Annotated in this window: 12 protein-coding genes; 3 read left to right on the forward strand and 9 right to left on the reverse strand. The window is 56.5% G+C overall.

All coding sequences use genetic code 11. The features are described 5' to 3' along the window. The first annotated feature begins 312 nt into the window (after positions 1 to 312). Both DXC90_RS09295 and DXC90_RS09300 read left to right on the forward strand, forming a co-directional pair. Complete coding sequence (locus tag DXC90_RS09295) at positions 313 to 963, forward strand: GNAT family N-acetyltransferase (RefSeq protein ID WP_117735732.1); 651 nt, start codon at positions 313 to 315, stop codon at positions 961 to 963. Positions 964 to 1,721: 758 nt separating this feature from the next. Beyond that, positions 1,722 to 1,913 (forward strand): hypothetical protein, encoded by a 192-nt coding sequence (locus DXC90_RS09300; RefSeq protein ID WP_055252464.1) that lies wholly within the window; start codon positions 1,722 to 1,724, stop codon positions 1,911 to 1,913. Positions 1,914 to 1,949: 36 nt separating this feature from the next. On the opposite strand, the gene DXC90_RS09305 is transcribed toward DXC90_RS09300, so the two are convergent. The 7 genes from DXC90_RS09305 to ptcA all read right to left on the reverse strand — a co-directional run bounded on the left by DXC90_RS09305 (position 1,950) and on the right by ptcA (position 9,395). After that, the gene (locus DXC90_RS09305; RefSeq protein ID WP_117735733.1) at positions 1,950 to 2,357 is read right to left on the reverse strand and encodes a hypothetical protein; all 408 of its coding nucleotides are present in this window, start codon (positions 2,355 to 2,357) and stop codon (positions 1,950 to 1,952) included. A 49-nt stretch (positions 2,358 to 2,406) separates the two neighbouring features. Next, positions 2,407 to 3,378 (reverse strand): IS1595 family transposase, encoded by a 972-nt coding sequence (locus tag DXC90_RS09310; protein ID WP_117735741.1) that lies wholly within the window; start codon positions 3,376 to 3,378, stop codon positions 2,407 to 2,409. Between the two features lie 140 nt (positions 3,379 to 3,518). After that, positions 3,519 to 4,535 (reverse strand): APC family permease, encoded by a 1,017-nt coding sequence (locus DXC90_RS09315; protein ID WP_117735734.1) that lies wholly within the window; start codon positions 4,533 to 4,535, stop codon positions 3,519 to 3,521. Continuing rightward, complete coding sequence (locus tag DXC90_RS09320) at positions 4,525 to 4,707, reverse strand: hypothetical protein (protein ID WP_117735735.1); 183 nt, start codon at positions 4,705 to 4,707, stop codon at positions 4,525 to 4,527. Before DXC90_RS09320 ends, DXC90_RS09315 begins: the two co-directional genes overlap by 11 nt. Before the next feature lie 467 nt (positions 4,708 to 5,174). Next, positions 5,175 to 6,380, reverse strand: coding sequence for an agmatine deiminase family protein (locus DXC90_RS09330; protein ID WP_055252461.1), 1,206 nt, complete (start codon positions 6,378 to 6,380; stop codon positions 5,175 to 5,177). A gap of 369 nt (positions 6,381 to 6,749) precedes the next feature. Further along, on the reverse strand, positions 6,750 to 8,189 hold the full coding sequence (locus DXC90_RS09335; RefSeq protein ID WP_117735737.1) for an APC family permease: 1,440 nt from the start codon (positions 8,187 to 8,189) through the stop codon (positions 6,750 to 6,752). A 132-nt stretch (positions 8,190 to 8,321) separates the two neighbouring features. Beyond that, positions 8,322 to 9,395, reverse strand: coding sequence for a putrescine carbamoyltransferase (gene ptcA, locus DXC90_RS09340; protein ID WP_117735738.1), 1,074 nt, complete (start codon positions 9,393 to 9,395; stop codon positions 8,322 to 8,324). A 328-nt stretch (positions 9,396 to 9,723) separates the two neighbouring features. On the opposite strand from ptcA, the gene DXC90_RS09345 reads away from it, so the two are divergent. Beyond that, the gene (locus DXC90_RS09345) at positions 9,724 to 10,689 is read left to right on the forward strand and encodes a response regulator transcription factor (RefSeq protein ID WP_117735739.1); all 966 of its coding nucleotides are present in this window, start codon (positions 9,724 to 9,726) and stop codon (positions 10,687 to 10,689) included. Positions 10,690 to 11,364: 675 nt separating this feature from the next. On the opposite strand, the gene DXC90_RS09355 is transcribed toward DXC90_RS09345, so the two are convergent. Together DXC90_RS09355 and DXC90_RS09360 are read right to left on the reverse strand one after the other, a co-directional pair. Beyond that, on the reverse strand, positions 11,365 to 13,278 hold the full coding sequence (locus DXC90_RS09355) for an ATP-binding cassette domain-containing protein (RefSeq protein ID WP_147326630.1): 1,914 nt from the start codon (positions 13,276 to 13,278) through the stop codon (positions 11,365 to 11,367). A gap of 124 nt (positions 13,279 to 13,402) precedes the next feature. Next, the coding region (locus DXC90_RS09360) for a LuxR C-terminal-related transcriptional regulator (RefSeq protein WP_199406675.1) at positions 13,403 to 15,113 on the reverse strand (1,711 nt) is incomplete at its 5' end.

Raw genomic sequence — 15,113 nt, forward strand, 5'->3', positions numbered from 1 at the left:
AGCGTATTGTCGAGTGCTCGGCATTATCCGCTGTCGCACGCTAAAGTGCAAGCACAGCCTACTAAAAAGGGAATGAATCGACACAAGGGCCCGCTCACCACGAGAGTGGATAATCTCCCGTTTTTGGCCCATGTTCGCGCTCAAAGTGGGAGATTATCCACTCTCGTCGGGCAAGCGTCCGAAAATCCTCACTCGTGACCCCTTTTCCTCCGTCCCCGAGGGATCGGGGCTCGCCTGCCGAATGATTGATGCGGCCGCCCTGCGTCCATGTCACACTCAGAGGTGGCCTGACCCAACTTGGAAGGAGCCTTCATGAGCCTTGACAACGTAACCCTGCGCGCCGCCACGCTCGACGACCTGACCGGCATCGCTGCCATCTACAACCAGCTGTGGTGCAACACGCTGCGCAACCGCGGCGACGTCGAAGCTGCCGATTTCTGCGCGCGCTTTAACATCGCCATGCAGCTGCAGCGCTCCCCTATCGCACTCGTCGCCGAGGCCGAGGGCCGCATTATCGCCGCCTGCTGCATCGGCATCTTCGAGAACGGCAAGCCGCGTACCAACCCCACGTGGGTACCCTGCTACGACGAGATGTTCGCCCAGGCAACCGAGATGGCAAAGACTGCCGACGCCAAGCTCGAGGGCTCGCTCTTTGGCGACAGCCGTGAGAAGGCAACGGCCGACCGCTTTGCCGCCACGGGCAATGAGTATGCCCAGGGCCAGCTCAACCTGATCATCATTGTGCCCGAGTGGCAGGGCAAGGGACTCGGCCGCGCGCTCATCGACCTTGCGCGCGCCGAGCTCGGCAAGACAGGCTGCACCAAATTCTTCCTGATGAGCGACTGCAACTCTGACTGGCAGTTCTACGAGCACCTCAACATGAAGCGCATCCTGGAGGATCACAGCCAAGACACCGGCGACGGCTTTATCGTCTACATGTACGGAGGCGACACGCAGGATTAGCCTGAGTGCCGCCTCATGGCTTTCTCCAAAACAGCCCAAACCAATCAGCCACGCCAAAAGGGACATGCCAAAAAGGGACAGGTTTATTTTGGCAGGTTTTATCTGGGCAAACGCCAACCGCCGCGAGGGAAGTTGCCTTCCCTCGCGGCGGTCTTCTAGCAGCCAAAACCAAGTGAGTAGACTTTTTGCAGGAGGCCGAGCACACCCCAAATCGCCACAGCGCTGACCTGCGGTTTTATTGAGCACTTGTCGTGATGTGCTCGGCAGATCCAAAAAAGCCTACTCACTTGGTTTTGAGGCGCTCCAGATAGGCAAAAAACGCCGCGAAAGGGGTCCGATCCTCTTCGCGGCGGTTGTTCGCGCTGGTTTTGAGGCGGTTTTGCCCGCTTGCTACTCGCTGTAGCGGGCAGCGATGGCAGTTCGCACCATGCCGGCGCTCATAAGGCAGGCCCCCGACGACTACAGCAGCACACGCCATAATCTGACAGTATCATTTGCCATAATCTTGCAGTAGTGTTTTCCATAATCTAATAGTAGCCCAGTTCAGAGGCGTTATTGGATAGTAACCTATAACCGTTTTAGAACGTCCCCGACGACTGCCTGGGAGCGATAACAGGTATTATCTGGTCAAACCCCAAATCCACCACAAAGGTGCCTGTCCCCTTTGTGGTGGTTTGGAGCTCTCCGCGGCGGGATGTTAGACTTGCGGCGTACACATTCGCGCTAAAACACGGGTCGCATGCAGGAAAGGAGATGCCATGGCGCCTATCGCACTGCTCAAAATACTCGTTGCCCCTGCCGCTAAGGCCATCGTCCACCTGAGCGACTCACTTACCTACAATGACGTCCCCTGTGTCGTCGAGGAGCGTTCGGACAGCTGCCCCTACCTGGGCCACGTCCCCTACTTTGCGCCTAAGCTCGTTTCCGATCCCGAGCACCGCGAACAATAATCCAAGATGCACCAAGCGTTGCGCAACTCGCGGCGCTTACTGTTTTGGTGCAAAGTAACCTGACCCCCGTGCACCAACGCCGGGATTGTCGACGCTTCGGCCGCGGCGCGATATGAGGCGCGAAACCTCGCCCAATAACAGGCCAATCACTACGCCCGCGAGAATCGGCAACTTTGCCATCTCGGCAGGTGAGCTGTTGAGCGGCACAATCGTAGCAACAATCGAAAGCACGAGCTCCACCACGGGAATCGCAAGCGCCACCGCAAGCACCTTGCCCTCGAAAGGCGCACGGAACACACGCGAGCGATTATCGTGCTTGCGCAGACGCCAAAACGCTGGAAACATGGGGATATAGCTCATGAGCAGAAAGACGACGTTCATCGAGAAGAAGACCCAAAAGACGTCGGAACCCTCACCCAGCGGAATCTGGAGCAGCAGCACCAAGCTGGCAAAACAGCCGTTCTGACAGTCTAGGAAACGGGTGATGGATTCGCTATGTCGAGCTGCGGAAACGCGCCTCGGTGAGCAGCAAATGGCGAACCACCCTTGCGGTCTCGGGCCATCTCTCGGAGTCCTGCTTGACCCTGAACAGGTAAACGAACCAGTTGAGGTACGACTGGAGGTTCGACATCGACATGCCCGTGAACCTCCAGAGGTACCGCTTGAGCCAGGAGCAGAGGTTGTTCACCATGGCCATCCGCTCCAGGTAGACCGGGTCGTTGACGTCGGCCCTGTGCGCCTCCTCGGCGCAGCCCGACTCGCGGATCAGCGCGCCGTGCGCCCTCTCCCTGTCGTGGACGACCAGGCTCCCCTCGGCGATATGCCCGCCGAGCGCCCCCAGCACCCTCGCCGAGCTGGGCTTTCCGCGGCCGCACACCACGGCGACCGGGTTCTTGTGCACGTCGATGGCGACCGCTATGCAGACCTTCTGGCGGGACAGCCCGCGCTTCCTCGCCACGCCGTACCCAAGATGCAGGTCGGTGTCGTTCACGTAGGTCTCGTCTATCCAGACCAGGTCGCGCAGGACGATGCGGTCCTGGTAGCCGTCGACGGCGGCCATCACGCGGTGGCGCCACTCCCATGCCGTCTGGTGGGTTATGCCCAGCTCCTCGGCCATGGCGTCAAGGGGCACGTTGAACCGCATGAGGCCGATGAAGCGGCACCGGGTCGCCATGTCGGATTTGGACCCCTCAAGCACCGTGCCGGTGAGCGAGGTGAACCTGGCCCCGCAGGCGCGGCAGCGCCAGCGCTGGACCCCTCCGGCGGTCCTCCCGTCCCTGAAGGGCGAGGCCGCGCGGCAGGAGGGGCAGGCGGGGTCGGTGCGGTAGAGGTCGGCGGCCTCGGCGAGGGTGCCGAAGCCGTGCTTCTCGCGGCAGCACCGCTCGTCGACGGCCCGGCGGAGGAGCTCGAAGTCCCCCTCGTCGAGCGCCGCGACGGCGTCCGCGAAGGCGCTGTGTCGGTTCATCTGGGCGTTCCCGTCCGCAGCGGGGCCCACCCGGCGGGATTGTCGCCAAACAAGAGCCGGGTGGGCTCCGCTGCAAATTCTCGTTTGGCGGGAACAGGATAGCACGGCGCGCCCGGCGGACCATGTCGGGGCCGGATCCATCACCCGTTTCCTAGACTGTTAAAACAGCCGTTAATGAGCGCCGAGCCGTTGGGCATGCCGGTCTTTTTGGACACCAACGCAAAGGGACGCGGCATGTTGCCATGGCGCGCGGCATAGCTCGCTACGTTGTTGACGCCAAAGCTCCAGCAGATCATATTGGCGAACAGCGTCACCAAAAAGGCCACGCCCACGACCATCGTCAGCGGGTGGGTGCGCCCCGCCATAGCGGCGACTGCGTCCACAATGCCCGAATCGAGTGAAAGCTGCTCGGTGGGAACCGCGGCTCCAATGCCAATGCCGCAAATGATGTAAATTGCCGCAATGGCCACGCCACCGGCAATAACCGCCTTGGGGATATCGCGCGACGGGTTCTTCATCGTGCTGGCAAAAGTCGCGACCACTTCGAAGCCCATAAAGTTGAACAGGATAATCGATAGGTACGTCAACGAATTGGTGTCGCCCAGATCTGGAATGAAGGTCTTAAATGACATGTCGTTGGCAAAGCCGTTATTGCAGGCAAACCAAATGCCGACGATTCCCACCACAGCGGTAATGAGCACCTTGATGACGGCGCCGCCGTCCATGACCCAATCTGCCTCGGCCACCGGCTGCATTGCCATGACCGTGACGCCCCACACAAAGGCAATCTCGATGGCAATTCGGATCCCGAGTGAAAACTCGATACCCCACACCGCATTAATGACACTGGGGAACATGCAGGCGATACTTGCCACCCACAGCGGAAAGTTAACCCAGTAGCACCAAGAGCAACGGGCGCCCCAACGGTCGCCCAGACCCAAGCGAACCCAATCGTACAGGCCGCCCTCGGAATCAAACGCCGTACCCAGCTCGGCCACCACCAGACCATAGGGAAGCAAAAACGTAATGATAAGGAAGATCCACCAGAAGAACTGCACGTTGCCCATGGCAGATGCCGGAGCCGCCGCCTCGATGGTAAACACGACGCAGATAACCGAAAGGATGACCTCGATCAGGGAGAACTTTTTACCTGCCATGGCGCGCGCCCCCTACAGCAAAAAGGATGGCATCTGTACCGAAGGCGCAGCCCAAGGTAGGGTTGCAGGCCGCGTCACCGGTACAGGTGCCATCCCAAAGATAGGAGAGGATGCAGTTGTTGGACCAACGCTCGCGGAACAGACGCGTGTAGATGACGATACGCTGGTACATAGATACTCCGATCAAAACGGCCGCGTTCGCGACCGGGAACTTTCGGCAATTGAAGACGCGTCTGACCTGGGATATCCAAGCGAACAATTGGCCTAACCCGCAAAAATCCCAGGCCAGACGCGTATTCAATCAAAGAAAAAAAGGCACTCCGATGTGGAGGCAACGGAGTGCCCAAAGAAAACCCAACCGACCAAGACATCAAGCAGCAGCCCGTCAATGCCCCGAGATGGGATGACACGCCACCTGTCCGATTGATCGACTGGGTTTTCGAGGTGCCCGAGGTCGCCGCGAAAGAGGAGCGAAGCGTACTTTGGTACGCGAGCGACGGTTTGAGCGGCGAGATGGGGTGCCTCGGAAAGCCAGACGTTTACTCGGCGTGCTCAGGTGCGCCAGATTGGCGCGAACGAGGAGCGTAGCGTACTGACGCTACGTAAGCAACGAGTGAACGCCAAGGTGGCGTGCCTGAGTTACGCCGACGGCTCCTGCTGGGTAATGCAGTGGATATTGCCGCCGCCGAAGACGACCTGCTCGGACTGAACGCCGACGCACTTGTAGACGCCCTCGCCCCAGACCTCGTCATAGATCTTCTGGAGCGTGTCAACGGCCAGCTGGTCGTTCTCGTCGCCGTACTGCGGGACGATGACGCCGTGGTTGGTGACCAGGTAGTTCATGTAGGAGGCGATCAGCGGCTCGTCGGGGACGCGCGGCTCGGCGTTCTCGTCGGCGTCGATGGTGTCGCAGGAGGCCTGGTCCATGAACAGCGGGTTCACGGGCATGCAGAGCTTGTAGACCTTCATCTTGCGGCCCTTGGCGTCGACGGCGTTGGAGAGGGTCTCGTAGGCGGCGTGGCACTGCTCGTAGAACGGATACTCGGGATCGTCGGTCCAGATGCAGGCCATGACGCCCGGGGCGATGAACGTGGCGACGTCATCGATGTGGCCGTTGGTCTCCTCGGGGTCGATGCCCTCCTTGACCCAGATGACCTTCTCGACACCCAGGTAATCCTTGAGGTGCTCGTCCATGTAGGCGCGAAGCTCCTCGCTCCAGGGCTCGAACTTCTTGTGGTACTTGGGCCAGATGGACTCGGGGTCCTCTTCCTCCTCCAGAACCGCAGAGCAGGTGCGGCCCGGGGAAAGCAGGCACTGGTCGGTCACGACAAGGGTGCCCTCGCCGTCGACGGTGATGGAGCCGCCCTCGAGGATCATGTCATCGGGACGATAGCGACGGCAGCCGGAGAGCTCGGCCATCTTAAGGGCGATCTGCTCGTCCTTGTCCCACGGGAAATAGAGGCCGTCGACGAGACCGCCGTAGGCGTTGAAGTGCCAGTGGTTGGCGCGCTTCTCGCCCTTGCCGTTGATGACGTAGGTGGCGGCGGTGTCCCGGAACCAGGCGTCGTCGGTGGTCATCTCGATGACGGTGACGTTCTCGTCGTTCTCGAAGACGGCCTTGCAGTTGGCGTAGTCGGCCTGATTGGCGCACATGGTGACCGGGGTGAACTCGGCGATGGCGCGGGCGATGGCGGCATACTGCTTCTGGGCCGGCTTGGCGCCGTGGGCCCAGGTGTCGGTGCGGTGGGGCCAGCCCATCCACACGCGATCCTGCGGGGCGAACTCGGCGGGCATGAAGAAGCCGTCAGCCTTGGGAGTGGACTCGGACTCGGTGATCGTACGCATAAGATTTCCTCCAAATCGAACGATCGCTTGCCGCGGGCGGGTTACCCGCGGCCTAAAACCAAGAGATAGTGGGCGCCCGTCCCCCGGCAAAGGTCGGGGCGCCCGGCGCCGGTTTTCACGGAGTCGCACCGGCGAGCGACGACGTAGCCAAGTGCGCGGAGACATACGCACGAAGGATACGAAAGAGAGAGGTTGGGGCGGGCGGTGGTTACCGGAGCTATCGCTCGCACCCGCCCCAGGAAATAGTGAGCAAATTTGTCGCTTTGGGCACGCCCCCGAAGAGGCTAGAGTGCCTGGAGTCGGGAGCGACAAGCCCGACGAAGCGTACTTTGGTACGCGAGGAGGGTTGGAGCCCCGAATCCGGGTGCTCTAGTCCTCTTCGGCCTCGGCGGCCTCCTCAGCGAGTCGCTGAGCAGCCAGCTCAGGGGTGAGACCCTTGTACTCGGTCTCGCGGCCCTTGGCGCTGACGACGCGGACGACCTCGCCGATGAGCACGAGCACGATGAAGATAACGATCATCGGGACCTTGTCGCCAATTTCATCGACGGAGAACGGAGCCAGCGTTGCAACGATGGCCAGGATCAGCTCGATGCAAGGGATGGCCAGCATGACCTTCATCATGGCACCCTTAAACGGGAACGTGAAGATGCGCTCACGGTTCGGGTCGTTCTTACGAAGGTTGAGGAACGCCGGGAACATCGGGATGTAGGTGAGCAGCAGGAAGACGACGGAGGTGCCAAAGAGCATCCAGAAAACACCATTGGAGATGGCGTCGATGGGAACCAGCTGCAGGCACAACACCAGGGAGGCAACGATGGCGTTGACCAGGTTGGCGCCGTTGGGCATATCGTCGTCAGAGATCATCGAGGCGAAGACCTTGGGCATGTTGCCGTGCTCGGCAGCGTAGCGAGCAACGGAGTTAACGCCGAAGGACCAAGCGGCCATGTTGGCGAACAGGGTGATCAGGAAGGCGATGCAGATGACCTTAAAGATCATGGAGTCGCCCACCATGGTCTGGACTGCGACAATCATGCCATAGTCGGGGTCGATGGAATCGGCCGGCACAGCAGCGCCGATGCCAAAGCCAGCGAACAGGTAGATCACAGCGATGGACAGGCCACCGACGATGATAGCCTTGGGGATATCGCAAGCGGGATCGGCCATGTCGTCGGTCATGGTGCAGATGACCTCGAAGCCCATGAAGTTAAAGATGATGATCGACAGGTAACCGAGAGCGTTGGTGTTGGTGAGCTCGGGCAGGAAGGTGGCAGCGGACATGTCGTTCGCAAAACCGTTCTCCATGGCATACCAAATGCCCAGAGCGCCAACGATAACTGCGACGGCGACCTTGATGATGGCGCCACCGTTAAGGACCCACTCGGAGTCGGACGCCTTGGAGCGGCCCATGAGGTAGACGATCCACACAAAGGCAAGATCGATACCCATCTTGGCGATCAAGTTGAACTCGACGCCAAAGACCATGCCCAAAATGTCGGGGAACATGGTAGCCAGCGAGGCAATCCACAGCGGGTAGTTAACCCAGTAGTAGTACGAAATGCGGGCGCCCCATTTGTCGCCCAGGCCATCGCGTACCCAGTCGTAAATGCCGCCCTCGCCGTCATAGGTAGTACCGAGCTCGGCAACAACCATGCCATAAGGGAGCAGGAAGGTCAGGATCAGGAAGATCCACCAGAAGAACTGCTGGTTGCCAATGGCAGCAGCAGGAGCGGCGGCCTCGCAAACGAAGACGACGCAGATGATGGTCGAAATGACCGTCAAAAAGGAAAGCTTTTTCTTTCCGTCGCTCATGATGAGCTCCTTCGCTCAGTCTTGGACAGATCCGAGGCCCAAGGTACTAAGGCAATTGCTTGAGCCTCGGTGAGCGGGCGACAGGAGACGAGCATCCGCCGCCCGCAAACGTGCTTTTAGAAGCCTTGAGGCTTAGAGCTGCTCGAGAGCCTCGAGAGCGGCGTGGAGCTCAGCCTTGGCGGAGTACTCGACACCCTCGTCGTTGAGCGGGGTGCGCTTGCCCAGGGCGGCAAGGAGAGCGCGGATGGAGTGCTTGCGGTTCTCGGCCTCGACCCAGCACAGGGAGCGCTCAGGGTCGTCCATGACCTCGTCGACGACCTCCTCGTTGCGGGTGGCCGGCAGGCAGTGCATGAACTTGGAGTTGGGGCCGGCAAAGTTCATCATGTCCATGGTGACCTGATACTTGGGATAGAACACGTCCATGTAATTCTCGCCCGAGACCTCCTCGTCGTACAGGCCATACCACACGTCGGTGTAGATGAAGTCGGCGCCCTTGATGCACTCGATGTCGTCGGAGATGACGATGGAGCCACCGGAGACCTTGCAGTTCTCCTCGGCGATGGCCATCATCTGCTTGCCGAACTCGGCGCGCTCCTCAACGGTGCCAACGTGCAGGCCGCCGTCGGGGACCTGGTGGCCCTTAGGTCCAAACTGGACAAACTTCATGCCGACCTTGGAGGCGATGAACATGAGGGAGACGCAGACCTGGGTGGCGTCACCGATGAAGGCCAGGGTGCAGTCCTCGATCTTCTTACCCTCGGGGAGGTTCTCGAGCATGGTCATGAGGTCGCCCATCTCCTGCGTGGGATGGTTGAACTCGGACATGCCATTGATGACGGGCACAGCGGAGCCCTCGGCGAGGCCGACGACGTCCTTGTGACGGTCAACGCGAGCCATCATGATGTCGAGCAGCGAGCCCATAACGCGAGCGGTGTCGCCCAGGGACTCGTGACCGCCGAGTTGGATGGTGCCAGGGCCATAGAACTGAGCATGGCCGCCGAGGTCGGTCATAGCGGTCTCGAAGGAAAGACGGGTGCGGGTGGAGACCTGCTGGAAGATCATGCCAAGGCTCTTGTTGCGGAGCAGGTGCGGATAATAACCGTCAACCTTGATGGCCTTCTTCATTGCCAGGCCAAGATCCTCGATAGCCAGGATCTGCTCTTTGGTGAAGTCATTGGTGTCGATGAAATCCTTAGGCAGTGCCATGTCAATTTCCTTTCCGCCGGTCTTGCCGACTATTACTATGAGACGCTCGAACATCACGCCTCGTGTTGACAAGACCATCATTCACCCGTATGCAATTTTTACCTAGTTTATTCGGGATTAAAGACCGTTCACGGAGTTACACCCCCTCTAAACCAATATAAACCCGCAGGTAGACAGCTTGCAGGGGTTTACTATCTAGAACCGCAAACGGTATACGGCTATGCTGTATCTCGGCGCCCAATCCGCAATGTAACGAAGGGTTGAGACGTCTATATCCCACAAGATATACAGGACTCGGCCATAGATAAATGAGATGGGACGGTGACAGATGAACACCCTGATGTTCTTCTATACCCTAGCGATTCTCCTGATTTGTATTGTGACGGCAGTGCTTTCGCTTGCCGCCTATGCCTCGTCTCGTCGACGCTTCTTTATCTATGGCAGCGGCGTTTTTATTTGCTATGCCATCGAGATGACCGAGATTTTCTTTTTTGAATACACGCTGCAAAACCAGAGTTTTTCGGCCAGCGACTATTACTCAATTACCATGCCTGTGTTGCGGACGCTTGTGGCAACCGCTTCACAAGCTTTTATTTGGCTCATCGCCATGGACTTGCTCGACAAACATTCAAAAAAGCAGTTTGTAATTCCCGTCGCAACGTTCTTCCTGAGCGAGCTGCTGATCATTGTCGCTGTCCCCTACGGCCCCATGCATCAATGGCCCTACTACACGATGCGTCAGGTATTCCTTGTATTTGTGGGGCTCTATATCTTTTGGACGGCGCATAAAAGCACGCAGGTCGAGCTTAAGGCGCGCGTCAACAATCAACGAAAGCACCTCATTATCGGCGCCATTCTGGTCGGGTGCATCGTTGCCGAGGACTTCTACAACATCTTGGTCGTCCCCATGAGTCTGGCACCCTCCTGGCTGCAGCTGTACCTATCCGAGCGCAACTTTAGCGAGAACGTCTTTGCGTGCTACTTTGCAATTCTGCTGATCATCTACTCCTACCACGTGCTTTCAATCCGCATGCAGGAGGCGCCCGAGGAAAAGAACGTCAGCGATCTTGATCGACACATCGAAGAGCAAATGCCCTTCTATCGCAACGCCTACAGGCTCTCCAACCGCGAGGCCGAGGTTTTGCGTCTGGTTGTGCTGGGCAAGTCGAACCAAGAGATTGCTGACGAGCTATTCCTTGCCGTGGGCACCGTCAAGACCCACATCCACAACATCCTGGTCAAAACCGAGCAGCAAAACCGCACGACGTTGATCCTCCACTTTTGGAAACGATAACCTACCAAAAAGGGACAGGTTTATTTTGGCAGGTTTTATCTGGGCAAACGCCAACCGTCGCGAGGGGAGCTGCTTTCCCTCGCGACGGCCTTTTGACTCACAATTTCTTTCGTCTCAATCTGTAACATATGGAGGCCAAATCGCCGTCTTACTGTTACAGATCGAGACGAGTTACAGAGCGCGCGTCGAATAATCTCGATCTGTAACAGGTGGAGGCGTTTTTGCCAGCCAGATGTTACAGATTGAGATAAACGAAGGAGCTGCAGCGTTAAACAAGTTCACTGCAAAGTTATTCGGAAAGACCCGATCCTAGAGTTATCTACCAGGTACGATATGTGCACTGATATTTTGTCTCAAACCCGGGCATCCCGTTGCCGCGTGGGCTTAACGCTGCACCCGTATAGAGAATCGTTTGCCCCGTACGAGAATACGAAGTTTTGAAAGACAGCCTCTTGTATGTCTGATCGAAACAGTCAATATTCTCACTCGGGTGGTTTGCAGTGGAGAACGATTTGTAGGTGTCCAAGACATCCGCCGTCACAAGACGACAAGGTGCAACAGAACCTGCATCTGGTTGCGCCGTCGCATAAACGGGAATTGCGACCATCGACAGAGTAAGCATAAAACATGCGAACATTGCCTTCACAAAGTTCTTCGTTACATGGCGTTTCATGGTTATCTTCCTTTCCTAGTTTCACTGTCGTTCGTCTTGAAAAGCTGCGTGTACACATTACCGATCCACTCCGAATCACCTCCCATTTCTCGGGTAACGACACGCGAGTCATCTCCTGTGAGCAATACGGCGGCATCGCAGAGCGATTCGAGGTTTCCGATAAGATGAGAAGAGATGATGACATGTGCTCCCCTACCCGCTTCATCTCTAAGAGCATTCGAAACGATCGCAACGTGTCTCACATCAAGTGCATTCATGGGCTCATCCAAAAGGACGACTTCGCAATAGGACATATACGCCATCGCCACATTAAGTAATTGTCTATTTCCATCAGACAGCCTAGATACGGGCGTATTCATCAGCTCAGTCAAGTCAAAGCGATCAAGCACTTGGTCCAAAGTGCGAGGTGAATGCCAAATTTGCCTGCATCGGTCGAGATGAAAAGCAACGGTCATGTATGGAATCAACAGCGACGGCCTATTCGGAACCAAGAAGAATACCTTTCTCATTTCCTCACAGTCGACGCATGGTTTTGCATGAAAGCAGAGAGCACCTGACACGCGCACTGATGGCCCAGCATCTCCCCAAAGAGTATTAAGTAACGTAGTCTTGCCATGTCCATTTGGCGCGACAAGACCCCATATCTGGCCAGCGGTCATATCAAGCTGCAATCCCTTTACCAGCTGCTTTTTTCCAACCGTCAACGCATCCAGCGACAGAGAGAGCAAGCTTTTCTCGCCCAAACTATCCGGGCGAATATGGTTCCAGGCCCAACGATTCTTGCTTTTTAGACGCGAAAACGAGATGACTCCCAACGCGCAAACAACAAACGCGCCCATCACGGCAAAGAAGCAGTGCGATGCGCTGGCTTCAGGAACGAGAGATACCTCCGCTCCATTGGCGTAAGAAGCGCCGCCGAGCGCAAACGAAGAGGCAGAATAGCTCGACACCATATACGGCAGCAACGCATGCCATGGAGCATCTTTGCTCGCATAAAATGGAAGCTGGCTTATGCCCCCCACAAGAGCGATCACCATAGACGAAATGGCCCTGTTTCTGCTTCCGGCGTACACGCACACGCCCAAGCAAGCAAACATCATCGACAGCGCAGCTTCAAAGACGGCAAATAGCCCTAGCTGAACTAACACAGTTCTTTCGACTACGTCACCATACTGAATGAATACGACTGGGAACTCTGTCTGACCGACACCGTTAAACACCGTTGCCAATACAAAACAGGGAACCAACGCCAGAACCAAAACCACCGTCGATGCAATACCAGAGACGAGAACGCGGCATGCATTCATCTCTAACTTTGACAACAACGCCCGATCGTAGAACCGCTTTCCATCCCCCTCAAGCGACATATAGAGGACGAGGACCGGAACTAAAAGCCACGCTATTGCCGGAACAGCGCCGCAATAATATGCGAGAAGAATCATCCCAGGCATTTTTGTTGTTGAGCCGTACGATTCCGGATGGGGCAGCATCGCTATGGCTCGGGGAAGACGCCCTTGGGCCTCAAGCGATAACTCCGAATCAACGCCATTCAAATAACCGAGTCGGTATTCCTTGAGCAATAGATTGTCGTAATCGGCAATCGCATCGTAATACTCTCTGGAGTCTGCCTTGCTTTCAAGCGCTCGATCAAGGCACGCCCTTTCGTCGGCAATGATGCTGTTGAGCTCCTGTGGGGCAGTGTCATAAACGCCGTCAGAGACTTGAGAGACCAAAAGGGCTCTCTGATCTTCGATGGAAGCTCTACCATATAGATAATCCGCTCCCGTTGGAACGGATAGAAATACCGGGATGCAGAATACGAGCGCGAGCAGCGCCGTCAGCAACATAGTTCCCCGGTTGTGCGCAAGTATTTCTAAATTAAGCCGTACATATGTGAGGCAATCACAAGTCTTCACAGTAAGCACCTCCGGATCGCAACGCACGGGTCGTCGGACCCGTTGTCCGGAAGTATCACCTTTATCGTCAGAACTGTCTGTAGACGCGTGGGATGGATTTACAATCTTGTTTGTCTACAGGCTTCTACCTGCTATTTTCTATAACATCTGCTATAAGACTAAAAACCCTATCTCTAAGTTCACGCTCTGAGTGAACTCCAAGCAAGGCATAGCTCTTGCTCTTGGCCTCTTTGACGGTTCCCCGAGCAACGTTAAGATGCGCACAAATCTCGGCGGTTCTATTACCATCAAAAACGCATGCCATGATGTCGGCATAAAGCGGCGTGAAGCCAAGCCTCAAGAAAGCCTCACGCACGACATCGCGTCGATCAGCCGCCCAAACTGTATCTTTCGAACGCAAGAATAGCAGCGAATAAGCCATAAGGATAAGTACAACAAGGAACGCAGTCACGCGTAAAGCAAGCAAAAGGCCGCCAACGGCCTCACCGCTCCCAACGGACTCAAAGAAAATGTACAGCCGACTTACCACATCGTGAACCCAGAACGCTGCTCCAGCACCCACAGACACCGAAGAAAGAGTAAGTTCAGGCGAAAGGCACGAGTGTATTTCAGACATCCACCGTATAGCCGCACGGCAACACAGGGCCACAAGCACTATAGCTATCGATAGGATTATCGCATCATGCTCAAAGCCGAAATATACGAGGATTTCCTCGATGCCCATTCCAGACGCATACATAAACAAGAAGCAGGCGAAGACTATCCTGCAGTTCCGATTGGACGATGAGGGCCCCAGCGATTCTGAACGGTGATCATGGCCATTTGCTGCGTCAAGATGCCACGCATCCTTTGACAAAAGAAGCCCAGCGGTCGCCTCTGAAATGCTCTTATATCCGGTTTTAGTCAAGGCCCGCGACAAATAGGTACGGGCGGTAGACGGGGAAATGTCCAAGGCAGAAGCAATCTCCTCGTACGTTTTTCCCTCTATCCTCATAGAGAAAACCGCGAACTCCCTTTGAGAAAAACCCGAAGCCGCAGGGATATCGGCAACTGAAGAGTGCTTTCCTCCTAATTTGGCAGCCGCAGAAAAAGTGCTCGTTAAGTCTGGTAAAAATCGCGTTATGGCCCTGGCAAGAATGCTGCCCAAGGCGGTAACCAGAAGCAATACGATCTCTTGATGCCCACCAAAGCTCAGGAGCACAGCTCCGATGTTTATATTGCGCGAAAACAAACAATCCGTATCAAGAATAACGGCAGCATTACCAAACGCAAGAGGTTCGGCGAGCGAGGCAGCAACCCCCATCTCGGCGTTAACGGAAAGGAAAGAACCGATGGACTCCATCAACGGAACGAGAAGAAACTGAAGGCCAACAAGCAAAGCAATCAAGAGCACAACGGGGCCGTAAAGAGCAAGCTCAGGATACCCGTGGAGAGTAGGGTCATCGGCTACATGTTTCCCCTTTGATCCCGCACGCATGTTTGCGAATTCACCGCCAAGCGCCCAAGAACAGCAAGCGACAAGCAAGGGGGCTAGCAACAACAAAATGAACGCGAGCGCCGAAACCACAACATGAAATTGATGAAACACATTAAGAGATATCGTGTACATCAAAAGAAGTGCAATATCTGCGAGCATAAGTCCAAAAAGCCTTTTGGAAATACCCGGTCCCACGGGGCGAGAGATGAGGCCCACACAGAAGCCCGAAAGCAGATGCAGGCCGATAAGAACGGTGCCAGAAAGGCCCGCATAAATACTTGGCGCCACACAATACAGACCAGCCGCCCCTATAAACAACGGTTGATTTCCGATCTCAGCCGAACACATTGAGCAAATA

It is taken from the genome of Collinsella sp. TF09-1AT, from assembly GCF_003436895.1.
GTDB lineage: Bacteria > Actinomycetota > Coriobacteriia > Coriobacteriales > Coriobacteriaceae > Collinsella.